Annotated in this window: 12 protein-coding genes, 4 tRNA genes and 6 rRNA genes; all 22 read left to right on the top strand. The window is 48.3% G+C overall.

The window, feature by feature from the left end:
- The first annotated feature begins 69 nt into the window (after positions 1-69).
- The 22 genes from TH61_RS04080 to rrf (TH61_RS03980) all read left to right on the top strand — a co-directional run bounded on the left by TH61_RS04080 (position 70) and on the right by rrf (TH61_RS03980) (position 22849).
- Positions 70-711: a Pycsar system effector family protein gene (locus TH61_RS04080; RefSeq protein WP_066506183.1), complete on the top strand. Its 642-nt coding sequence runs from the start codon at positions 70-72 to the stop codon at positions 709-711.
- A gap of 356 nt (positions 712-1067) precedes the next feature.
- Positions 1068-1226: a 50S ribosomal protein L34 gene (rpmH, locus tag TH61_RS17770; protein ID WP_071885432.1), complete on the top strand. Its 159-nt coding sequence runs from the start codon at positions 1068-1070 to the stop codon at positions 1224-1226.
- A gap of 35 nt (positions 1227-1261) precedes the next feature.
- On the top strand, positions 1262-1675 hold the full coding sequence (gene rnpA / locus TH61_RS04075) for a ribonuclease P protein component (protein WP_071887771.1): 414 nt from the start codon (positions 1262-1264) through the stop codon (positions 1673-1675).
- 32 nt (positions 1676-1707) lie between these two features.
- Positions 1708-3372: a S41 family peptidase gene (locus TH61_RS04070; protein WP_066506177.1), complete on the top strand. Its 1665-nt coding sequence runs from the start codon at positions 1708-1710 to the stop codon at positions 3370-3372.
- Between the two features lie 119 nt (positions 3373-3491).
- A complete protein-coding gene (gene tsaB, locus TH61_RS04065) occupies positions 3492-4181 on the top strand; it encodes a tRNA (adenosine(37)-N6)-threonylcarbamoyltransferase complex dimerization subunit type 1 TsaB (protein WP_066506176.1) in 690 nt (229 codons plus the stop codon).
- A gap of 4 nt (positions 4182-4185) precedes the next feature.
- Positions 4186-4707, top strand: a complete 522-nt coding sequence (locus TH61_RS04060) for a DUF2480 family protein (RefSeq protein WP_066506174.1) — start codon at positions 4186-4188, stop codon at positions 4705-4707.
- A gap of 748 nt (positions 4708-5455) precedes the next feature.
- A 16S ribosomal RNA gene (locus TH61_RS04055) occupies positions 5456-6968 on the top strand.
- 114 nt (positions 6969-7082) lie between these two features.
- Positions 7083-7156 (top strand) — tRNA-Ile (locus tag TH61_RS04050).
- 13 nt (positions 7157-7169) lie between these two features.
- A tRNA-Ala gene (locus TH61_RS04045) sits at positions 7170-7243 on the top strand.
- Between the two features lie 177 nt (positions 7244-7420).
- Positions 7421-10313 (top strand): 23S ribosomal RNA (locus TH61_RS04040).
- Positions 10314-10400: 87 nt separating this feature from the next.
- Positions 10401-10512 (top strand): 5S ribosomal RNA (rrf, locus tag TH61_RS04035).
- The 16S, 23S and 5S rRNA genes sit together here with 2 tRNA genes alongside, the layout of an rRNA operon.
- 113 nt (positions 10513-10625) lie before the next feature.
- Positions 10626-12569, top strand: coding sequence for a BatA domain-containing protein (locus TH61_RS04030; protein ID WP_066506170.1), 1944 nt, complete (start codon positions 10626-10628; stop codon positions 12567-12569).
- Positions 12532-13827: a dihydroorotase gene (locus TH61_RS04025; protein ID WP_231862297.1), complete on the top strand. Its 1296-nt coding sequence runs from the start codon at positions 12532-12534 to the stop codon at positions 13825-13827. Before TH61_RS04030 ends, TH61_RS04025 begins: the two co-directional genes overlap by 38 nt.
- 19 nt (positions 13828-13846) lie before the next feature.
- The gene (locus TH61_RS04020; protein WP_066506168.1) at positions 13847-14365 is read left to right on the top strand and encodes a DUF4199 domain-containing protein; all 519 of its coding nucleotides are present in this window, start codon (positions 13847-13849) and stop codon (positions 14363-14365) included.
- Positions 14366-14389: 24 nt separating this feature from the next.
- Positions 14390-14929, top strand: coding sequence for a DUF4199 domain-containing protein (locus TH61_RS04015; protein WP_066506165.1), 540 nt, complete (start codon positions 14390-14392; stop codon positions 14927-14929).
- A 7-nt stretch (positions 14930-14936) separates the two neighbouring features.
- The gene (locus tag TH61_RS04010; RefSeq protein ID WP_066512500.1) at positions 14937-15908 is read left to right on the top strand and encodes a glycosyltransferase family 2 protein; all 972 of its coding nucleotides are present in this window, start codon (positions 14937-14939) and stop codon (positions 15906-15908) included.
- Positions 15908-17044 carry a glycosyltransferase gene (locus TH61_RS04005; protein WP_066506162.1) on the top strand — a complete coding sequence of 379 codons (1137 nt, stop codon included), beginning with the start codon at positions 15908-15910 and terminating at the stop codon, positions 17042-17044. Before TH61_RS04010 ends, TH61_RS04005 begins: the two co-directional genes overlap by 1 nt.
- A gap of 748 nt (positions 17045-17792) precedes the next feature.
- A 16S ribosomal RNA gene (locus TH61_RS04000) occupies positions 17793-19305 on the top strand.
- A gap of 114 nt (positions 19306-19419) precedes the next feature.
- Positions 19420-19493 (top strand) — tRNA-Ile (locus TH61_RS03995).
- A gap of 13 nt (positions 19494-19506) precedes the next feature.
- Positions 19507-19580: transfer RNA gene (locus TH61_RS03990), tRNA-Ala, on the top strand.
- Positions 19581-19757: 177 nt separating this feature from the next.
- A 23S ribosomal RNA gene (locus TH61_RS03985) occupies positions 19758-22650 on the top strand.
- Positions 22651-22737: 87 nt separating this feature from the next.
- Positions 22738-22849 (top strand): 5S ribosomal RNA (rrf, locus tag TH61_RS03980).
- The last annotated feature ends 53 nt before the right edge of the window (positions 22850-22902 follow it).

Here is a 22902-nt window from a genome sequence, read left to right as displayed (position 1 = left end):
TATTCTTCATCGTTAAATTATAGAGATGGTCTCTAAGTTTTTGAGTGTCTGGTATTTCAGTAGAACATCATGGATGAGATAGAAGAACAGAAAGCCGCCCTTAAAAAGGAAAAGAAGAAAGCCAAGGAGAGGGAGAAGGAGGAGGAAAAGGCCAGAGAGAAGCAGTTGGCCCTTGCCACCAAGGAGCGGATAAGTGGGCTCACCAACATGTATCGCACCGCCGCCAGAAACCATGTCTCTTATATTGCCATAGGGGATAGGCGTGCCAACATCTTGATTGGTATTTGCACGCTGGCCATTTCTGTGATGTTCACGGTGTTCCTGCGCAAGTTTGAGGATATCAGCAGTTACTTGATTCCGGCGATTATCTTGATCATTACCTGCACCTTCACCATGGTGCTGGCCATCATCTCTACGCGTCCAGAGCATACGCGCGGTTATTACACCCTAGACGAGGTAGCCAATAAGGAAGTGAACCTGCTGCACTTTGAGAACTTCCATAAGATGTCCATCCAGGAGTATGAGTTGGCCATGGACAAGCTGTTGGAGAACGGTACCAGGTCTAGGCACGCCCTCATGCGCGATTTGCATGGACTAGGTGTTTCTGTGGCCCGCAAATACCACTACCTACGGTTGAGCTACAATGTATTGATGATAGGGTTTGTCTTGACGGTGTTGGCGTTTTTTGTAGTCATTTTCGTGCATTACTAGTCTTGAGAGAGCTGCAATGCTTACCTATTAGCACCTTTGTCTAGCTTTTCCATCTATTACGCAATCTGGCACTAGACGCGCGCTCATTCGTTTTTGGCCTGTTTTCCAGAAACGAGGCCAAAAACGATATTTGCTTTTGCCACAGTGACTGCCTTTCTTTGCTGACTTGATAGCTGGTTTTAAGTTAAATCCTGAAAAGGAGGCCAAAAACGGTTTGACACTGAGCCTGATATAGAGTGTAGCTTTTAGCTGAAGCAGGTAACGTGCAAATAATCAAATTAAAATATGGGAGCAGGGTTGATTTATCAGATTTGATTTCCTAATTTTGCAACCCTTAATATAATGTTTAGTGTAAGATGAAAAGAACATTCCAACCTTCGCAACGCAAAAGAAGAAATAAGCATGGTTTCCGCTCAAGAATGGAAACTGCCAATGGTCGTAGAGTATTAGCTAGCAGAAGAGCTAAAGGCCGTCACAAACTGACCGTTTCTGACGAAAGAAGACACAAAGCCTAATTTTTCTGAGTAGCTCGCTGCAAGGCACCTTGCGAATGGGTACCTTCACTGAACATTCTGCAGAAGAGCAACCGATTTCTTATAGATTTCAGAGAGAAGAACGTTTACGGAGCAAAAAGCTGATTGACCAGCTGTTCCGTGAAGGTTCTTCTTTCAATTCTTACCCTTTGCGGTTTGTGGTCCTCAGATTGCCACAGCCCAGCGTAGGCGCCCCGGTGCAGGTTTTGGTATCTGTATCCAAACGTCATTTCAAAAAAGCGGTAGACCGCAACCGGCTCAAGCGCCAAATACGGGAGGCCTACCGTCTCCAAAAGCATGCCCTCGCGGCGGCCCTCTCCCCAGATACTACTCTGCTCATTGCCTTTTTATATACAGGGAAAGAAAAATCTTCTTTCAATACTATCTGTAAAAAACTAAATTCAGGGCTGGAGCGTTTGATTTTAGAATAGCTTCTCATTTTTCCCTATTCCACCTGTGTAATATGCTGAAGAAATCTTTCGCTGGCCTTCTAGTGGCCGGTGCGGCATGGGGCCTTTTCTCTTTCACCAACTCAGACGCCTCTGAGCGGTACTTTGACATAGCCAAGAATCTGGACATTTTTGCCACGCTTTTTAAAGAGGTGAACACCTACTATGTAGATGACGTGCCGCCTACCAAGCTGGTGCGCGTGGGGATTGATGCCATGCTCAAGTCACTGGACCCGTACACCAACTTCATTCCTGAGGATGACATTGAGGATTTCAGGACCATGACCACCGGGCAGTACGGCGGCATTGGGGCATTGGTGGGTAAACGCGATGGTCGTACCATTATCTCGCTTCCGCATCAAGGCTCTCCCGCCCAGAAGGCCGGCTTGCTCATTGGCGATGAGATTTTGAAGATTGATGGCGTTGACCTGGCTAAGAAGAATGACAATGAAGTAAGCAAGCTCTTGAAAGGGCAGGCCGGCACACCCGTGAAATTGGAAATCAAACGGTTTGGCGTGGACAAACCCATGCTGGTAGACGTGACCCGCGCCAACATACAAATCAACAACGTGCCCTATTATGGCATGGTCAATTCAGAAGTAGGCTACCTGCAGCTGTCGGGCTTTACCGTAGACGCTGGGGTAGAGGTGCGCAAAGCCGTTTCTAAATTGAAGGAGCAAGGCGCTAAAAAGATTATCCTTGACCTGCGCGACAATCCAGGCGGTCTGCTGAACGAGGCGGTGAACATCTCTAACCTCTTTTTGCCGCGCGGCAAGGACATTGTGAGCACCAAAGGCAAAGTGACCGAGTACAACAAAATGTACAAAGCTTTGGACGAGCCTTTGGATGTGCAGATGCCGTTGGTGGTCTTGGCTAGTTCTAACAGTGCCTCGGCGGCAGAGATTGTAGCCGGTGCTTTACAAGATTATGATCGTGCCGTGTTGGTAGGGGAGCGTACCTACGGCAAGGGCCTGGTGCAAATGACGCGTCCACTCTCTTATAACTCCCAGTTGAAAGTAACTACGGCAAAGTACTACATCCCAAGCGGACGTTGTATCCAGGCCATTGATTACGCGCACCGCAACAGTGACGGCACCTTGAACAAAACGCCAGACTCTCTGCGCGCGGCTTTTAAGACGGCTAACGGTAGAGTAGTGTATGACGGCGGCGGTATCTCTCCAGACATTGAAGTAAAGGAAAAGCCTTTACCAGATATCATAAGAGTATTGATTACCAAAAGCTACCTGTTTGACTATGCCAATCGGTTTAAGGCGGCTAACCCTACCATCGCGTCGGCCAAAGACTTTAAATTGTCTGACGCCGAGTACCAGAAGTTTGTCTCTTACCTGAACGGCAAAGACATCTCTTATTCTACAGACGTGGAGAAAGCCTTAGACAATATGATCAAGAAGTCTAAGGAAGACAAGCACTATGAAGATGTGCGCTCAGATATAGAGCAGATAAGAAAGAAAGTGGCTACCAACAAGAGCAATGACTTGGTACGCTTTAAGCCAGAGATCACAGAGATGCTAGAGCAGGAGATTGCGGCACGTTATTATTTACAGAAAGGGATAGTGGAATCTACCTTTGATGATGACCAGGATATCTTGGCCGCGTTAGATGTTTTGAACAACCCAACTAAGTACCAAGGCTTGTTGACTGCTTCGGCTAAAAAGTAAAACCACTCTATATATATAGTGTAGTAAAGGAAACTAAGAAGGGCGATGCATGCATCGCCCTTCTTAGTTTCAAAACGTGTAGCTTTGCAGTAGAAAGTGCTCAATGCATATCATATAGAATGGCCTACATCCTTTCCTTAGAAACCTCTTCGTCTGTCTGCTCTGTGGCTTTGCACCAAGACCAGCAACTACTGACCTATGCAGAGCTTAGATTAGAGAAATCGCACTCCTCTCATATCACCGTCATGGTCAATCAAGTGTTGGAGTATGCAGGCGTTTCTTTAAAGGAAGTGAATGCCGTCGCGGTTTCGGGCGGCCCAGGATCATATACTGGTTTGCGCATAGGTTCCGGAACAGCCAAAGGTCTTTGCTATTCTCTGGATATTCCTTTGATTTCAGTTGATACCCTTACAGCTATGGCACAACAAGTCATTGAGACTACTCCTAATAAAGAGAAGTTTCTCTATTGCCCTATGATTGACGCCCGTCGGTCTGAAGTCTATACCTGTATAGTGACGCATGATTTAAAAATTGCGTTGCCAGTAGAGCCTCTAATTATAGAGTCCAACAGTTTTGAGCCTTATCTGGAAAAGCAACCCGTGGTCTTCTTTGGGAGTGGCGCCGCCAAGGCACAAGAAATGTTAGCGCCAAATGAGAACGCATTCTATTTAGAGAATGTTAAACCTTCGGCGAAAGCCGTAGGGCAGTTGGCCTTTGCGAAACTGCAAGCACAGCAGTTTGAAGATGTGGCCTATTATGAGCCGTTTTATTTAAAGGAAGTATATATCACCAAGCCTTCAGGAAAGTAAGAACATGGAAGAGTTTGTAAACAGAGTAGCTAATAGCGGACTGGTCACCTTAAACCTAGAGGAGCTTCTACACCCAGGCGAAAGAGTAGTTTATGATATAAAGGACAATCTATTCCACGGGCTCATGCTACGGGAGAAAGATTTCAGGGCTTTTGTGAAAGAGCATGACTGGTCCCAATACACAGGAAAGAATGTAGCGATCATTTGTTCAACAGACGCCATTGTCCCAACTTGGGCCTATATGCTATTGGCAAGCAAGCTTCAGCCATTTGTGAATAGATATGTGTTTGGAGATGTAGAGGCTTTGGAGCAAGCTTTGTTGCAAGATGCTATTGCCTCTATAGATATAGAGCAATACAAAGACGCCAAACTAGTCATAAAGGGATGTGGTCAGATACCAGTTCCAACTTATGCTTATGTGGAAATCATGCAGAAATTATTGCCAGTAGCTAGTAGCATCATGTATGGAGAACCCTGCTCAACGGTTCCAATTTACAAGAAGCCAAAGGATCGGGCGGAGGTATAAACCCGCCCCTAGAAACCTTTCCCGTTCCGAATCAGGCACTTAGGCGGGACGCCGTTAAACCTTCGCCGTCCCCGCTTGCCTTCCCGGGGAATCCTCGTACCTTTGCACTCCCGATCAACAAGGGGGCCTTCCGGACGGGGAGGCAAACAAGCTTAAAAAAAAACCTCGCGCGGCGTTTTGAAAGTCTGAAAAGCCTTCCTACCTTTGCACTCCCTTCTGAAAAGAGGGGCCTTCCGCCGAAAGGGCGGAGGGGAAAGTAAAAAAAAATATCCGCAGGGTGTTGCAGACTAGGGTAAGTTTGCTACCTTTGCACTCCCTTCCGAAAAGAGGGTCTTCCGCTGGATGGGCGGAGGAAAAAAAAGAGAAAAAATCGCTGCGGGTATTGCGGAAACGAAGATTCTTCTTACCTTTGCACTCCCTTCCAGAAGGGTTCTCGGTCGAAAGGGCTGAGGGAAAAAAAGAAGAAAAAAGCTGAAAAGATTATTTGGAAGTTTAAATGAAACTTCGGACCTTTGCAGCACGCCGAATCAACTGGCACACAGAAACATACAGAGTGAAAAGTCGCTCTGCAGTCACCGGGGAAAGCCCGGTGGGAAGTTCTTTGAGTAGATGGGATAAGATAGGAAAAGCACTCAGGATGTTCAGTCATCGGAGTGAGAAGTGAGGTTCAAGCGAGGGCGGTCGGTCTTTACAAAACTACCGACTGTCTTTATTATTAAAGTAATTGAGACCAGTCAGACAATCTACTACAATGGAGAGTTTGATCCTGGCTCAGGATGAACGCTAGCGGCAGGCCTAATACATGCAAGTCGAACGGGTGCAGCAATGCACCAGTGGCGCACGGGTGCGTAACGCGTATGCAACCTACCTTCAACTGGGGGATAGCCCGGAGAAATCCGGATTAATACCGCATAACACCCTTCGATGGCATCTGAAGAGGGTTAAAGATTTATCGGTTGGAGATGGGCATGCGTGCCATTAGCTAGTTGGCGGGGTAACGGCCCACCAAGGCTACGATGGCTAGGGGTTCTGAGAGGACGGTCCCCCACACTGGCACTGAGATACGGGCCAGACTCCTACGGGAGGCAGCAGTAGGGAATATTGGGCAATGGGCGGAAGCCTGACCCAGCCATGCCGCGTGCAGGATGAAGGCCTTCTGGGTTGTAAACTGCTTTTACCAGGGAAGAAAACACCCATGCGTGGGGAACTGACGGTACCTGGGGAATAAGCACCGGCTAACTCCGTGCCAGCAGCCGCGGTAATACGGAGGGTGCAAGCGTTGTCCGGATTTATTGGGTTTAAAGGGTGCGTAGGCGGCCCCTTAAGTCAGTGGTGAAAGCCCGCGGCTCAACCGCGGAACTGCCATTGATACTGGGGGGCTTGAGTACAGACGAGGTAGGCGGAATTGAAGATGTAGCGGTGAAATGCTTAGATATCTTCAAGAACACCGATTGCGTAGGCAGCTTACTAGGCTGTAACTGACGCTGAGGCACGAAAGCGTGGGGAGCGAACAGGATTAGATACCCTGGTAGTCCACGCCGTAAACGATGATTACTCGATGTCGGCGATAGACCGTCGGCGTCTTAGCGAAAGCGTTAAGTAATCCACCTGGGGAGTACGCCCGCAAGGGTGAAACTCAAAGGAATTGACGGGGGCCCGCACAAGCGGTGGAGCATGTGGTTTAATTCGATGATACGCGAGGAACCTTACCTAGGCTAGAATGCGCGTGACGGTACCGGAGACGGTACTTCCCTTCGGGGCACAAAGCAAGGTGCTGCATGGCTGTCGTCAGCTCGTGCCGTGAGGTGTTGGGTTAAGTCCCGCAACGAGCGCAACCCCTACCTTTAGTTGCCAGCACGTAACGGTGGGGACTCTAAAGGGACTGCCTCCGCAAGGAGTGAGGAAGGCGGGGACGACGTCAAGTCATCATGGCCCTTACGCCTAGGGCTACACACGTGCTACAATGGGCGGTACAGAGGGTCGCTACCTGGTGACAGGATGCCAATCTCAAAAAGCCGCTCTCAGTTCGGATCGAAGTCTGCAACTCGACTTCGTGAAGCTGGAATCGCTAGTAATCGCGTATCAGCAATGACGCGGTGAATACGTTCCCGGGCCTTGTACACACCGCCCGTCAAGCCATGGAAGTCAGGGAGACCTGAAGGCGGTAACCGTCAAAGGAGCCGCTTAGGGTAAAACTGGTAACTGGGGCTAAGTCGTAACAAGGTAGCCGTACCGGAAGGTGCGGCTGGATCACCTCCTTTCTGGAGACGCCGCCTCCGCGGCCCGCTTTACTTTTCCTATCCCCCCCTACTTAATTACGCTTACAAACATCAGCATCAGCACTCGTCAGGAAGCGTGCGGAGGCCCAGTTCACTGGGCTTGTAGCTCAGGTGGTTAGAGCGCTACACTGATAATGTAGAGGTCCGTGGTTCGAGTCCACGCAGGCCCACTCTAAAGATCTTGGGGGATTAGCTCAGCTGGCTAGAGCGCCTGCTTTGCACGCAGGAGGTCAACGGTTCGACTCCGTTATTCTCCACACTCCGACAGAGTCGCGGCGCGACTGACAGATTCAAGGCATGCACCGGAAGGGTGGATGCCGCACATGCCCGAGGGGACTGTACTTGTACGGGTCCCGGAGGCGGGGAGGTTCTTTGACATATTGGGAAGAGAGAAAACAAACTAGAGTACGCGCCGAGGCTTAGGCCTCAGGCGCTAGGAAGTTAAGAAGGGCGTATGGGGGATGCCTTGGCTCTCAGAGGCGAAGAAGGACGCGATAAGCTGCGATAAGCCGCGGGGATGGGCACATACCAGTCGATCCGCGGATGTCCGAATGGGGAAACCCGGCAGGTTGAAGACCTGTCACACCTTCGGGTGGGCGAACCCGGGGAACTGAAACATCTAAGTACCCGGAGGAAGAGAAAATAACAATGATTCCGCAAGTAGTGGCGAGCGAACGCGGAAGAGCCCAAACCAGGGTCGTTACGGCGACCTTGGGGTTGTAGGACCACGACGTGGGACCAAGAAAAGAAGCTTAAGCGCCTGGGAAGGCGCGCCGCAGAGGGTGATAGCCCCGTCAGCGTATAGTTCTTGGCCCTAGTGGTATCCTGAGTAGGGCGGGACCAGAGAAATCCCGTCTGAATCCACCGGTACCATCCGGTAAGGCTAAATACTCCTGAGAGACCGATAGTGAACCAGTACCGTGAGGGAAAGGTGAAAAGTACCCCGAATAGGGGGGTGAAATAGAACCTGAAACCATGCGCCTACAAGCGGTCGGAGCCCTTTAGTGGGGTGACGGCGTGCCTTTTGCATAATGAGCCTACGAGTTACTCCTCCCTGGCAAGGTTAAGCGTCTCAAGACGCGGAGCCGCAGCGAAAGCGAGTCTGAACAGGGCGCACAGTCAGGGGGGGTAGACGCGAAACTTTGTGATCTACCCTTGGGCAGGATGAAGTTGCGGTAACACGCAATGGAGGTCCGAACCAGTTAGCGTTGAAAAGCTTTTGGATGACCTGAGGGTAGGGGTGAAAGGCCAATCAAACTGAGAAATAGCTCGTACTCCCCGAAATGCCTTTAGGGGCAGCGTCGAGGTGGAGTCTCATGGAGGTAGAGCTACCGATAGGACTAGGGGGAGTCAAATCCTACCGAATCCTGACGAACTCCGAATGCCATGAGACATACTCGGCAGTGAGGCTTGGGGTGCTAAGGTCCCAGGCCGAGAGGGAAAGAACCCAGACCGCCAGCTAAGGTCCCTAAATATATGCTAAGTTGAACAAAGGAGGTCCAGTTGCCTAGACAGCCAGGATGTTGGCTTGGAAGCAGCCATTCATTTAAAGAGTGCGTAACAGCTCACTGGTCGAGCGACAGGGCATCGATAATAATCGGGCATCAAGCATATTACCGAAGCTGCGGATTGTACTATGTACAGTGGTAGGGGAGCATTCCCTTCTGCGGTGAAGGCGCCTGGTCATGGGCGCTGGAGCGTAGGGAAAAGCAAATGTAGGCATAAGTAACGATAATGCGGGCGAGAAACCCGCACACCGAAAGACTAAGGTTTCCTGATCAACGCTAATCGGATCAGGGTTAGTCGGGTCCTAAGGCGGAGGCGAAAGCACAAGTCGATGGACAACTGGTTAATATTCCAGTACTAGCGTAACCCAGTGATGCGGTGACGGAGAAGTGAAAGGCCCGCCTGGTGACGGAATACCAGGTTGAAGCACGTAGGTATAGGACCGGTAGTCAAGTACGCCGGACCTGCTGAAATGCGATAGTACCCCAAGCCCCCGGGCGAGGGGATAGCGGCCCTAATCATGCTCCCAAGAAAACCCGCTAAGCGTTCAAGGTTACGCTACCCGTACCGCAATCCGACACAGGTAGTCGAGGAGAGAATCCTAAGGTGCTCGAGTGAATCACGGCCAAGGAACTCGGCAAAATGGCCCTGTAACTTCGGGAGAAGGGGCGCTTCCTCCAAGCAATTGGAGAAGCCGCAGTGAAAAGGCCCAGGCGACTGTTTAACAAAAACACATGGCTTTGCGAAATCGAAAGATGAGGTATAAGGCCTGACACCTGCCCGGTGCCGGAAGGTTAAGAGGGGGGGTTAGCCGCAAGGCGAAGCTCTGAATCGAAGCCCCGGTAAACGGCGGCCGTAACTATAACGGTCCTAAGGTAGCGAAATTCCTTGTCGGGTAAGTTCCGACCTGCACGAATGGTGTAACGATCTGGGCGCTGTCTCAGCCGTGAGCTCGGTGAAATTGTAGTCTCGGTGAAGATGCCGAGTACCCGCTACGGGACGGAAAGACCCCGTGCACCTTTACTATAGCTTAACATTGACTCTGGGTAACTCATGTGTAGGATAGGTGGGAGCCTGTGATCCGGCGTCGCCAGGCGTCGGTTAGGCAGCGTTGAAATACCACCCTTGAGTTACTTGGAGCCTAATCTCCAATGCGGGAGACAGTGTTTGGTGGGTAGTTTGACTGGGGTGGTCGCCTCCAAAAGAGTAACGGAGGCTTTCAAAGGTACCCTCAGCACGCTTGGTAACCGTGCGCAGAGCGCAATAGCAGAAGGGTGCTTGACTGTGAGGCCCACAAGCCGAGCAGGGCCGAAAGGCGGATATAGTGATCCGGTGGTTCCGCATGGAAGGGCCATCGCTCAAAGGATAAAAGGTACGCCGGGGATAACAGGCTGATCTCCCCCAAGAGCTCATATCGACGGGGAGGTTTGGCACCTCGATGTCGGCTCGTCACGTCCTGGGGCTGGAGAAGGTCCCAAGGGTTGAGCTGTTCGCTCATTAAAGTGGCACGCGAGCTGGGTTCAGAACGTCGTGAGACAGTTCGGTCCCTATCTGTAGTGGGCGTTAGATATTTGAGGGGACCTGTCCTTAGTACGAGAGGACCGGGATGGACGAGCCTCTGGTGGACCTGTTGTGGCGCCAGCTGCAGCGCAGGGTAGCTACGCTCGGATGAGATAAGCGCTGAAAGCATCTAAGTGCGAAACTCACCCCAAGATGAGATATCTTTCAAGGGCCGTGGGAGACTACCACGTCGATAGGCGGCAGGTGTAAAGGTAGGAATACCACAGCCGAGCCGTACTAATTGCCCGAAGGCTTCCGCGCACCGGCGCGTACCCTAGCAAAAGTTCTCTCTCAACCCAATATGACAAACAACACTCCCCAACCCCATTAGGCCGAGAGGCCGACGACAATGGTGGCTATGTCGCGGGTGTCCACCTCTTCCCATTCCGAACAGAGAAGTTAAGCCCCGCCGAGCCGATGGTACTGCGGTCACACGCGGGAGAGTAGGTAGCCGCCAACCCCATTATGGAATCCCGCCCCAGCGTCATGCCGGGGCGGGATTCTTGCGTTTACAAGGCCCCCCTTGCTTTTCAGGGGAATTGGGGGTAGATTCACAGGATGGTAGAAAAGACTATGCTATTCCTTTCTATAGGCTTTTTCTTAAGCTTCATCTTCTTAATACTAATTCATTTTTTTGGAGTTAGAATAAGGAAGAGTATTAAGTTCTCTAATAACCAATTTCTCCTTTCAGTCTTAAACCTCTCTAAGGCAACACAGTATTTTAAGAATAGAGTAATTTTTTCTATCCGTGCCTTGGCGTTAGTTTTCTTTGGCTTAGCATTTATTCTCTTCTTTTCAAACTACAAAAGTTTTGATCACAAATTAGGACAAGGCTTAGTTGTCATTGATGACTCCTGGAGTATGGCCTCTAAATCCTTCAATGGTCGAACTTCTAAGTTGCACCAAATTGTTCAAGATTTCAAAAGGATCAATTCACCTGTAAGTACTTTAAAGTATTATACTACTTCTAAGGCCTTTTTGAAACCAGACTCTGTGTCTGAATTATTCCCAAGTTTTTCCCAAACAGTTATTAGTGGTAGTAAGGAGTTTTTAGGAATAGGGAAGCAAATTTTTTTAGCATCAGATTTTCAAAGGAACAATACTAATTCAGTTGAACTTTTGTCTTTGGCCAACAAGCGAGAGCTTACAATAGTCCATTATGGTTATGAAAGTCAGAGTAATGTGTTTGTTGATTCTGTTTGGTTTCAAGCGCCTTTAAGGGTTTCATCTGGGAGCTTCATCTTACATGCTAGAATTAAAGTTATCGGTTCTAGTAAGATCCCCTTTGTGAAAGCTAAGTTGTTAAATGGGGATTACCATATAGGAAACGCTGAAGTTTCAATTGATGAAAATGGGATTGGCAATGCTAACTTTTCCCTGAAAAAGCCATCAAAAGAAGCTCTCCTTCGGATAATTGTGGATGATCCAGGCAACTCATTTGATAATGAGTATTTCTTAATATTGCCAAAAACTGAAAGATTGGAAATTTCTTTTTTTCCATCTTTAAGTAATAGCAATCCAATTTATAAAGCTTTCCAACAAGAACCTGGGTTTGCTTTACGCAACTCATTAGTTAAGACTTCATCAGTTTGGGTTTTCCAGACTGAGAATGAAATCAACAAGTCCACGCAAACACTGATGAAAGAATGGTTAAGACAGGGAAAGTCAATTGTTATAGTTCCTTCCTTCAAATCAGCTGCTTCCATTATTGAAATGATGAGGGCATTAGGTGTCAAAAATCTAAGCGAAAGGGGAAATGCTTATTCTACACTTCCTCTTTCTAGGCCAGATTTTACAGATCCTTTTTTTAAGGAAGTCTTTGATAGAAGGTATCAGAAAATTACTATGCCTTCTGTAACTCCGCTTTTACAATGGCAGAGCTCCTTTCATTCTATTCTTACCTTTCAAGATAATTCTCCATTTCTCAGTTCCTTTAAGATAAGTGATGGATTTGTATATTTATTTGCAGCTCCTCTTGCAGGTTCGGAATTTAGCAATCATCCCTTATTTCTGCCTGTATTGTATCAGTTGATTTTGAAATCTGATCCTCAGGCGCCATTGGCCTACTCGGGTGATCAAGATAAGATTGAGTTTCCTTTAACTATTCAAATGAATAGAGAATCTGTAGTTGAATTGAGGAATGGTGGTAACGTGTTTATACCTGAGCAAAGAGTTCAACCCAATGGAGTAGAGTTATATTTGCCTCAGGAATTGAGGGACCCAGGTTTTTATGAAGTACTTATAAATGGTAATCCCATCTCTACTATAGCGATAAACATTCCTTCTGAAGAATCTGATCTTCAAAGTTATTCTAAAGATGAACTTCAAGACTTCTTTAAAGGAACTAAGTATCCTGTAAAGGTCATGCAGGCAAATGAAATTCAATCCTTGCAAAAATTGATTGAAAAGGACAAAGATGGTCCTGACCTTTCAAAATATTGCCTAATATTGTGCATACTTTTACTCCTAGTAGAAAATTTTGTCCTTAGAAATAGAAAAAGTGGATCTGCTACTTAAGGGTGTTACCATTATACACAATACTTCTCCTTTTCATGATAAATCTGTTGACATTCATCTTAAAGATGGTTTAATCCATGAAATAGGTTTTGGTTTAGAAGCGCCAAATGCAGTTCTCATTCATGAACTGGGTTTGTGTTGTTCTATTGGATGGTTTGATTTGACAGCCCAAATGGGGGAGCCTGGGTTTGAGCATCGGGAAACCAAGGAGTCTTTTATGCAGGCGGCATCATATGGTGGATTTACAGAAGTAGCTGTTTTGCCAAATCTGGTGCCAATTACACAAACTAGGTCCTCTGTTTATTCTGTTAAAAGTTACTCTCAAAATAGCCCTGTCACAATCCACCCTATAGGGGCCGTCACTGAAAATTGTGAAGGGCAAGATCTTTCAGAATTGGTGGACATGCATCGTGCTGGGGCTGTTGCTTTTTCTGATGGCGTTCATGCTATTCAGGCTTCAGACTCTATCCTTAAAGCTTTAGAGTATCTTAGTCTAATTGATGGATTACTATTGAACAGGGCGGAGAACCTTAGAATGGCCTTGGGGGGACAAATGCATGAAGGCGTTATCAGTACTACTCTAGGGCTAAAAGGCATTCCTTCTATAGCAGAAGAGACTCAAGTAGTGAGAGATTTACAACTGTTAGAATATGCCGGTGGTCGTCTTCACTTTTCACAAGTATCCTCGGCTAAATCAATTGAAGCAATTAGAACTGCTAAAAAGAAAGGTCTAGCCGTTACTTGTGATGTGGCTTCTTACCAATGTGCCTTCACTGATAATTCTATAGTACCTTTTGATACTAACTATAAGGTAAGCCCACCCTTTAGGAGTGAAGAAGATAGAAAAGCTATTGTTGATGGACTCTCTGATGGGACTATTGATGTTTTAGTATCTTCTCATCTTCCTTTAGAAATTGAAGCTAAGGAATTAGAATTTGATTTTGCTCAACCTGGTATTGTCAATATTCAGACCGCATTTTCAATTGCTAACCAAACCCTTAGGCCTCATCTTGCCTTATCTGATATTGTTCACAAACTAACCGTTAGGCCTCGAGAAGTGTTAATGATGGAAGTTCCAACCCTTGAAGAAGGTAGTATTGCTAACTTAACTTTGTTTCACCCAGAAAGAGAATGGTCATTTACCCTTGCGACCAATGCTTCTCTTTCAATTAATTCTCCATTCTTAGGGCAATCAATGAAGGGTAGCGTGTATGGCACCTTTCATCAAAACATATTGACCAAGAACCCTACCTATTAGTTAATCCAGAGTTTACCGAATGCTTGATAGATCAATAGTTAATATTAGTGCCAGATATGGTCTGGTAGGGGGAGTTGTCAGTTTTATCTACGGGTTATGCCTTTACTTTATCTATCATCAAAATCCCTATAGTGAGCAGACCGAACTATCAGCTACACTATTGTTTGTGCCTACTTTCGTTTTTTTGGGAGTTAAGTATTTTAAAAAGTATATTGATACAGAAATAGGTTTTGGTAAGGCTTTTAAAGTGGCTTTTATAACAGTCTTAATTTTGGCTGGTACAGTGGCTCTTCTACAGCTTATATATACATTGCTAATTGGTAATGACTTGGTTCCTCAATTTATTACTGAGGCTCAGGCAGAACTGACGAAGAGTAGACCAGATTTGGTCAAGAGTGTTGGAGTGGAAAACTATGAGATGATGAAACAAGAAGTGGGCACAAGGAATGCGTTCTCTCTTGGAATGAAGCAATGGACGCTTCGTATGTTGGTTGGTTTTTTTATGAGTATCGTTTCTGCCGTCTTTTTTAGAAAATAAACCAAAACTAACTTTAACAATCTTATGATGGAACAAACCACTACTACACATGAGGCACCTGCAACTACTACATCTGTCGGGTTGCGCTATGGATTGATCACAGGCTTCATTTCTGTAATCTATAGCTTAATATTGTTCGTGACTGAAATGAACAATAATTCAGCACTCTCCTATCTTAGCATCCTTATCCTTGCTGGAGGGATTTTCTTCGCCTACAAACATTTTAAAGGTATGAATGGTGGTTTTATGTCTTATGGCCAAGGCTTAGGGATTGGAACTGTGCTTTCGGCAGTAGCTGGTCTATTAGGAGGGATTTTTACGTTTATTTATGTAAAGTTTGTGGATACTGCGTTTCTTCAGAAGGTGCAGGATCTACAAATAGCTAAAATGGAGGAGCAGGGATTAAGTGAGGCCCAAATTGAAAAGGCAACTGAAATGGCTGCAACTTTCTCTGGTCCTGGTATGATGCTGGTCATGGGTATCTTGGGTACCTTAGTTATCGGGTTTTTAGTATCATTGGTTATGGCTGCTATTATGAAGCGTAGTCAGCCAGAGTTTGAATAAAGAGTTAATGCAACCACAAATAGATATTTCCATAGTGATTCCTCTCTTAAATGAAGAGGAATCACTACCAGAGCTTACCCAATGGATAAACCGTGTGATGGAATCGCACGGTTTTATTTATGAAGTGATATTAGTAGATGATGGTAGTACAGATGGTTCTTGGAGAGTTATTCAAGAATTGTCTGTACAACTCCCTCAGATTAGAGGCATTCGTTTTAACAGGAACTATGGTAAATCAGCTGCCCTCAACACTGGTTTCAAAGAAACTCAAGGACGCGTAGTCATTACAATGGATGCTGATTTGCAGGATAGCCCCGAAGAGATTCCAGCTTTGTATGAAATGATTATCAATGATCAGTATGATCTTGTCTCAGGCTGGAAGAAGAAGAGATATGATCCTCTTAGTAAAACGCTGCCTACAAAACTCTTTAATGCCGCCACCCGCAAAATCTCTAGAATAAAGCTCCATGATTTCAATTGTGGATTGAAGGCTTATGATCAACGGGTAGTGAAAAGTATTGAGGTGTACGGTGAGATGCATCGCTACATTCCCGTCATTGCCAAATGGAATGGGTTCGGGAAAATAGGGGAGAAGGTAGTACAACACAGGGAACGAAAATTTGGGACTACCAAGTTTGGTTTAGAGCGTTTTGTGTATGGCTTCTTAGATTTGATGTCCATTACATTTGTCTCTAGGTTCAAAAAACGTCCTATGCACTTCTTCGGAAGTTTAGGAACAGTGTCTTTCTTGTTAGGCTTCCTTATTTCGTTCTGGCTCATAGCTGAGAAAGTATATTACTCATTCCAGAATTTGCCAGTGAGAAATGTAACAGATCAACCACTTTTCTTTTTGGCTTTAGTAGCAGTGATACTTGGTATGCAATTATTCCTAGCTGGCTTTTTGGCAGAGATGATTTCCTTGTCTGGTAAAAAAGAAAATGAGTACTTAATAAGAGATACTGTAGGGCTAAGCAAATAATGGCTTATATAGTTATGATTGGTCCAGCATACCCTTTTAGGGGGGGCATTGCTGCTTTCAATGAGCGGTTAGCTCAAACTTGGCAGGCAATGGGCCATACCGTAGAGATTATTACATTCACAGTTCAATATCCATCGTTTCTTTTCCCAGGCAAATCTCAATTTTCAGATGAACCGGCCCCTAAGGGTTTATTAATTAACAGAAAGCTTAATTCTATAAATCCCCTCTCATGGATTAAGGTTGGTCTAGAAATCAAATATAAGAGACCAGATATTCTATTCGTCAGGTTTTGGCTTCCATTTATTGGACCAAGTCTAGGAACAGTCGCTCGCCTTGTAAAGGCAAATAAGCACACAAAGGTAATTGCGCTTACAGATAATGTAATTCCACATGAGCACCGCTTAGGAGATAAACTCCTTACTCAATATTTTGTAGACTCCTGTGATGGCTTCGTCTCCATGTCAGATTCAGTGACTAAGGACCTGGCTAAATTCACTTCTCAGAAAGAGATCCTTTTTCAACCCCACCCTATATATGATGTCTTCGGACCTGCAATAGACAAGCAACTAGCCAGAAAACAACTTGGGCTCTTAAAGAAGCGCTACATATTATTCTTTGGATTCATAAGAGCATATAAGGGATTAGATCTTTTATTAGAAGCATTAGCAGATTCTAGATTGAAAGAATTATGTGTTAATCTAGTGGTTGCAGGAGAATACTATGAGGCAGCAGACAGATACGTTACTATTATAGAGAAAAACCATTTGTCTGAAAGAGTATACCTAAACACAGAGTACATACCTGATTCAAAAGTGGCTGCTTATTTCTCTGCTACAGACATAGTGGTACAACCATACAAAACCGCTACGCAAAGCGGAGTAACCCAAATAGCCTATCATTACAATAAGCCAATGGTAGTTACCAATGTAGGTGGTTTACCAGAAATAGTGCCTCATGGGAAGGTAGGATATGTTGTCAATGTCAATCCTAAAGAGATTGCAGATGCAATAGTAGACTATTATATAAATGAGAGAGAATCTGAAATGGTGAATAATATAAAGGAGGAGAAGAAACGTTTTAGTTGGGAGGTAATGGGGGAAGAGATAGTGAAATTAGCAGGAAGGTTGAATCCATAACAAGGCCCTGGAAAACCTTTCCCGTTCCGTCTCAGGCACTTGGGCGGGACGCCGTTAAACCTTCGCCGTCCCCGCTTGCCTTCCCGGGGAATCCTCGTACCTTTGCACTCCCGATCAACAAGGGGGCCTTCCGGACGGGGAGGCAAACAAGCTTAAAAAAAAACCTCGCGCGGCGTTTTGAAAGTCTGAAAAGCCTTCCTACCTTTGCACTCCCTTCTGAAAAGAGGGGCCTTCCGCCGAAAGGGCGGAGGGGAAAGTAAAAAAAAATATCCGCAGGGTGTTGCAGACTAGGGTAAGTTTGCTACCTTTGCACTCCCTTCCGAAAAGAGGGTCTTCCGCTGGATGGGCGGAGGAAAAAAAAGAGAAAAAATCGCTGCGGGTATTGCGGAAACGAAGATTCTTCTTACCTTTGCACTCCCTTCCAGAAGGGTTCTCGGTCGAAAGGGCTGAGGGAAAAAAAGAAGAAAAAAGCTGAAAAGATTATTTGGAAGTTTAAATGAAACTTCGGACCTTTGCAGCACGCCGAATCAACTGGCACACAGAAACATACAGAGTGAAAAGTCGCTCTGCAGTCACCGGGGAAAGCCCGGTGGGAAGTTCTTTGAGTAGATGGGATAAGATAGGAAAAGCACTCAGGATGTTCAGTCATCGGAGTGAGAAGTGAGGTTCAAGCGAGGGCGGTCGGTCTTTACAAAACTACCGACTGTCTTTATTATTAAAGTAATTGAGACCAGTCAGACAATCTACTACAATGGAGAGTTTGATCCTGGCTCAGGATGAACGCTAGCGGCAGGCCTAATACATGCAAGTCGAACGGGTGCAGCAATGCACCAGTGGCGCACGGGTGCGTAACGCGTATGCAACCTACCTTCAACTGGGGGATAGCCCGGAGAAATCCGGATTAATACCGCATAACACCCTTCGATGGCATCTGAAGAGGGTTAAAGATTTATCGGTTGGAGATGGGCATGCGTGCCATTAGCTAGTTGGCGGGGTAACGGCCCACCAAGGCTACGATGGCTAGGGGTTCTGAGAGGACGGTCCCCCACACTGGCACTGAGATACGGGCCAGACTCCTACGGGAGGCAGCAGTAGGGAATATTGGGCAATGGGCGGAAGCCTGACCCAGCCATGCCGCGTGCAGGATGAAGGCCTTCTGGGTTGTAAACTGCTTTTACCAGGGAAGAAAACACCCATGCGTGGGGAACTGACGGTACCTGGGGAATAAGCACCGGCTAACTCCGTGCCAGCAGCCGCGGTAATACGGAGGGTGCAAGCGTTGTCCGGATTTATTGGGTTTAAAGGGTGCGTAGGCGGCCCCTTAAGTCAGTGGTGAAAGCCCGCGGCTCAACCGCGGAACTGCCATTGATACTGGGGGGCTTGAGTACAGACGAGGTAGGCGGAATTGAAGATGTAGCGGTGAAATGCTTAGATATCTTCAAGAACACCGATTGCGTAGGCAGCTTACTAGGCTGTAACTGACGCTGAGGCACGAAAGCGTGGGGAGCGAACAGGATTAGATACCCTGGTAGTCCACGCCGTAAACGATGATTACTCGATGTCGGCGATAGACCGTCGGCGTCTTAGCGAAAGCGTTAAGTAATCCACCTGGGGAGTACGCCCGCAAGGGTGAAACTCAAAGGAATTGACGGGGGCCCGCACAAGCGGTGGAGCATGTGGTTTAATTCGATGATACGCGAGGAACCTTACCTAGGCTAGAATGCGCGTGACGGTACCGGAGACGGTACTTCCCTTCGGGGCACAAAGCAAGGTGCTGCATGGCTGTCGTCAGCTCGTGCCGTGAGGTGTTGGGTTAAGTCCCGCAACGAGCGCAACCCCTACCTTTAGTTGCCAGCACGTAACGGTGGGGACTCTAAAGGGACTGCCTCCGCAAGGAGTGAGGAAGGCGGGGACGACGTCAAGTCATCATGGCCCTTACGCCTAGGGCTACACACGTGCTACAATGGGCGGTACAGAGGGTCGCTACCTGGTGACAGGATGCCAATCTCAAAAAGCCGCTCTCAGTTCGGATCGAAGTCTGCAACTCGACTTCGTGAAGCTGGAATCGCTAGTAATCGCGTATCAGCAATGACGCGGTGAATACGTTCCCGGGCCTTGTACACACCGCCCGTCAAGCCATGGAAGTCAGGGAGACCTGAAGGCGGTAACCGTCAAAGGAGCCGCTTAGGGTAAAACTGGTAACTGGGGCTAAGTCGTAACAAGGTAGCCGTACCGGAAGGTGCGGCTGGATCACCTCCTTTCTGGAGACGCCGCCTCCGCGGCCCGCTTTACTTTTCCTATCCCCCCCTACTTAATTACGCTTACAAACATCAGCATCAGCACTCGTCAGGAAGCGTGCGGAGGCCCAGTTCACTGGGCTTGTAGCTCAGGTGGTTAGAGCGCTACACTGATAATGTAGAGGTCCGTGGTTCGAGTCCACGCAGGCCCACTCTAAAGATCTTGGGGGATTAGCTCAGCTGGCTAGAGCGCCTGCTTTGCACGCAGGAGGTCAACGGTTCGACTCCGTTATTCTCCACACTCCGACAGAGTCGCGGCGCGACTGACAGATTCAAGGCATGCACCGGAAGGGTGGATGCCGCACATGCCCGAGGGGACTGTACTTGTACGGGTCCCGGAGGCGGGGAGGTTCTTTGACATATTGGGAAGAGAGAAAACAAACTAGAGTACGCGCCGAGGCTTAGGCCTCAGGCGCTAGGAAGTTAAGAAGGGCGTATGGGGGATGCCTTGGCTCTCAGAGGCGAAGAAGGACGCGATAAGCTGCGATAAGCCGCGGGGATGGGCACATACCAGTCGATCCGCGGATGTCCGAATGGGGAAACCCGGCAGGTTGAAGACCTGTCACACCTTCGGGTGGGCGAACCCGGGGAACTGAAACATCTAAGTACCCGGAGGAAGAGAAAATAACAATGATTCCGCAAGTAGTGGCGAGCGAACGCGGAAGAGCCCAAACCAGGGTCGTTACGGCGACCTTGGGGTTGTAGGACCACGACGTGGGACCAAGAAAAGAAGCTTAAGCGCCTGGGAAGGCGCGCCGCAGAGGGTGATAGCCCCGTCAGCGTATAGTTCTTGGCCCTAGTGGTATCCTGAGTAGGGCGGGACCAGAGAAATCCCGTCTGAATCCACCGGTACCATCCGGTAAGGCTAAATACTCCTGAGAGACCGATAGTGAACCAGTACCGTGAGGGAAAGGTGAAAAGTACCCCGAATAGGGGGGTGAAATAGAACCTGAAACCATGCGCCTACAAGCGGTCGGAGCCCTTTAGTGGGGTGACGGCGTGCCTTTTGCATAATGAGCCTACGAGTTACTCCTCCCTGGCAAGGTTAAGCGTCTCAAGACGCGGAGCCGCAGCGAAAGCGAGTCTGAACAGGGCGCACAGTCAGGGGGGGTAGACGCGAAACTTTGTGATCTACCCTTGGGCAGGATGAAGTTGCGGTAACACGCAATGGAGGTCCGAACCAGTTAGCGTTGAAAAGCTTTTGGATGACCTGAGGGTAGGGGTGAAAGGCCAATCAAACTGAGAAATAGCTCGTACTCCCCGAAATGCCTTTAGGGGCAGCGTCGAGGTGGAGTCTCATGGAGGTAGAGCTACCGATAGGACTAGGGGGAGTCAAATCCTACCGAATCCTGACGAACTCCGAATGCCATGAGACATACTCGGCAGTGAGGCTTGGGGTGCTAAGGTCCCAGGCCGAGAGGGAAAGAACCCAGACCGCCAGCTAAGGTCCCTAAATATATGCTAAGTTGAACAAAGGAGGTCCAGTTGCCTAGACAGCCAGGATGTTGGCTTGGAAGCAGCCATTCATTTAAAGAGTGCGTAACAGCTCACTGGTCGAGCGACAGGGCATCGATAATAATCGGGCATCAAGCATATTACCGAAGCTGCGGATTGTACTATGTACAGTGGTAGGGGAGCATTCCCTTCTGCGGTGAAGGCGCCTGGTCATGGGCGCTGGAGCGTAGGGAAAAGCAAATGTAGGCATAAGTAACGATAATGCGGGCGAGAAACCCGCACACCGAAAGACTAAGGTTTCCTGATCAACGCTAATCGGATCAGGGTTAGTCGGGTCCTAAGGCGGAGGCGAAAGCACAAGTCGATGGACAACTGGTTAATATTCCAGTACTAGCGTAACCCAGTGATGCGGTGACGGAGAAGTGAAAGGCCCGCCTGGTGACGGAATACCAGGTTGAAGCACGTAGGTATAGGACCGGTAGTCAAGTACGCCGGACCTGCTGAAATGCGATAGTACCCCAAGCCCCCGGGCGAGGGGATAGCGGCCCTAATCATGCTCCCAAGAAAACCCGCTAAGCGTTCAAGGTTACGCTACCCGTACCGCAATCCGACACAGGTAGTCGAGGAGAGAATCCTAAGGTGCTCGAGTGAATCACGGCCAAGGAACTCGGCAAAATGGCCCTGTAACTTCGGGAGAAGGGGCGCTTCCTCCAAGCAATTGGAGAAGCCGCAGTGAAAAGGCCCAGGCGACTGTTTAACAAAAACACATGGCTTTGCGAAATCGAAAGATGAGGTATAAGGCCTGACACCTGCCCGGTGCCGGAAGGTTAAGAGGGGGGGTTAGCCGCAAGGCGAAGCTCTGAATCGAAGCCCCGGTAAACGGCGGCCGTAACTATAACGGTCCTAAGGTAGCGAAATTCCTTGTCGGGTAAGTTCCGACCTGCACGAATGGTGTAACGATCTGGGCGCTGTCTCAGCCGTGAGCTCGGTGAAATTGTAGTCTCGGTGAAGATGCCGAGTACCCGCTACGGGACGGAAAGACCCCGTGCACCTTTACTATAGCTTAACATTGACTCTGGGTAACTCATGTGTAGGATAGGTGGGAGCCTGTGATCCGGCGTCGCCAGGCGTCGGTTAGGCAGCGTTGAAATACCACCCTTGAGTTACTTGGAGCCTAATCTCCAATGCGGGAGACAGTGTTTGGTGGGTAGTTTGACTGGGGTGGTCGCCTCCAAAAGAGTAACGGAGGCTTTCAAAGGTACCCTCAGCACGCTTGGTAACCGTGCGCAGAGCGCAATAGCAGAAGGGTGCTTGACTGTGAGGCCCACAAGCCGAGCAGGGCCGAAAGGCGGATATAGTGATCCGGTGGTTCCGCATGGAAGGGCCATCGCTCAAAGGATAAAAGGTACGCCGGGGATAACAGGCTGATCTCCCCCAAGAGCTCATATCGACGGGGAGGTTTGGCACCTCGATGTCGGCTCGTCACGTCCTGGGGCTGGAGAAGGTCCCAAGGGTTGAGCTGTTCGCTCATTAAAGTGGCACGCGAGCTGGGTTCAGAACGTCGTGAGACAGTTCGGTCCCTATCTGTAGTGGGCGTTAGATATTTGAGGGGACCTGTCCTTAGTACGAGAGGACCGGGATGGACGAGCCTCTGGTGGACCTGTTGTGGCGCCAGCTGCAGCGCAGGGTAGCTACGCTCGGATGAGATAAGCGCTGAAAGCATCTAAGTGCGAAACTCACCCCAAGATGAGATATCTTTCAAGGGCCGTGGGAGACTACCACGTCGATAGGCGGCAGGTGTAAAGGTAGGAATACCACAGCCGAGCCGTACTAATTGCCCGAAGGCTTCCGCGCACCGGCGCGTACCCTAGCAAAAGTTCTCTCTCAACCCAATATGACAAACAACACTCCCCAACCCCATTAGGCCGAGAGGCCGACGACAATGGTGGCTATGTCGCGGGTGTCCACCTCTTCCCATTCCGAACAGAGAAGTTAAGCCCCGCCGAGCCGATGGTACTGCGGTCACACGCGGGAGAGTAGGTAGCCGCCAACCCCATTATGGAATCCCGCCCCAGCGTCATGCCGGGGCGGGATTCTTGCGTTTAC

Source organism: Rufibacter sp. DG15C (assembly GCF_001577755.1).
Lineage (GTDB): Bacteria > Bacteroidota > Bacteroidia > Cytophagales > Hymenobacteraceae > Nibribacter.
Note: the sequence above shows the minus strand (reverse complement) of the source record. Positions and strands in the feature narration are given on the sequence as shown.

Bases quoted from the DNA above. Each gene is read 5' to 3' on its own strand.
- TH61_RS04020 (WP_066506168.1), top strand. From the start codon at position 13,847: ATGCTTGATAGATCAATAGTTAATATTAGTGCCAGATATGGTCTGGTA.
- TH61_RS04005 (WP_066506162.1), top strand. From the start codon at position 15,908: ATGGCTTATATAGTTATGATTGGTCCAGCATACCCTTTTAGGGGGGGC.
- TH61_RS04015 (WP_066506165.1), top strand. From the start codon at position 14,390: ATGATGGAACAAACCACTACTACACATGAGGCACCTGCAACTACTACA.
- rpmH (WP_071885432.1), top strand. From the start codon at position 1,068: ATGAAAAGAACATTCCAACCTTCGCAACGCAAAAGAAGAAATAAGCAT.
- TH61_RS04010 (WP_066512500.1), top strand. From the start codon at position 14,937: ATGCAACCACAAATAGATATTTCCATAGTGATTCCTCTCTTAAATGAA.
- TH61_RS04070 (WP_066506177.1), top strand. From the start codon at position 1,708: ATGCTGAAGAAATCTTTCGCTGGCCTTCTAGTGGCCGGTGCGGCATGG.
- TH61_RS04030 (WP_066506170.1), top strand. From the start codon at position 10,626: ATGCTATTCCTTTCTATAGGCTTTTTCTTAAGCTTCATCTTCTTAATA.
- rnpA (WP_071887771.1), top strand. From the start codon at position 1,262: ATGGGTACCTTCACTGAACATTCTGCAGAAGAGCAACCGATTTCTTAT.
- TH61_RS04060 (WP_066506174.1), top strand. From the start codon at position 4,186: ATGGAAGAGTTTGTAAACAGAGTAGCTAATAGCGGACTGGTCACCTTA.
- tsaB (WP_066506176.1), top strand. From the start codon at position 3,492: ATGGCCTACATCCTTTCCTTAGAAACCTCTTCGTCTGTCTGCTCTGTG.
- TH61_RS04080 (WP_066506183.1), top strand. From the start codon at position 70: ATGGATGAGATAGAAGAACAGAAAGCCGCCCTTAAAAAGGAAAAGAAG.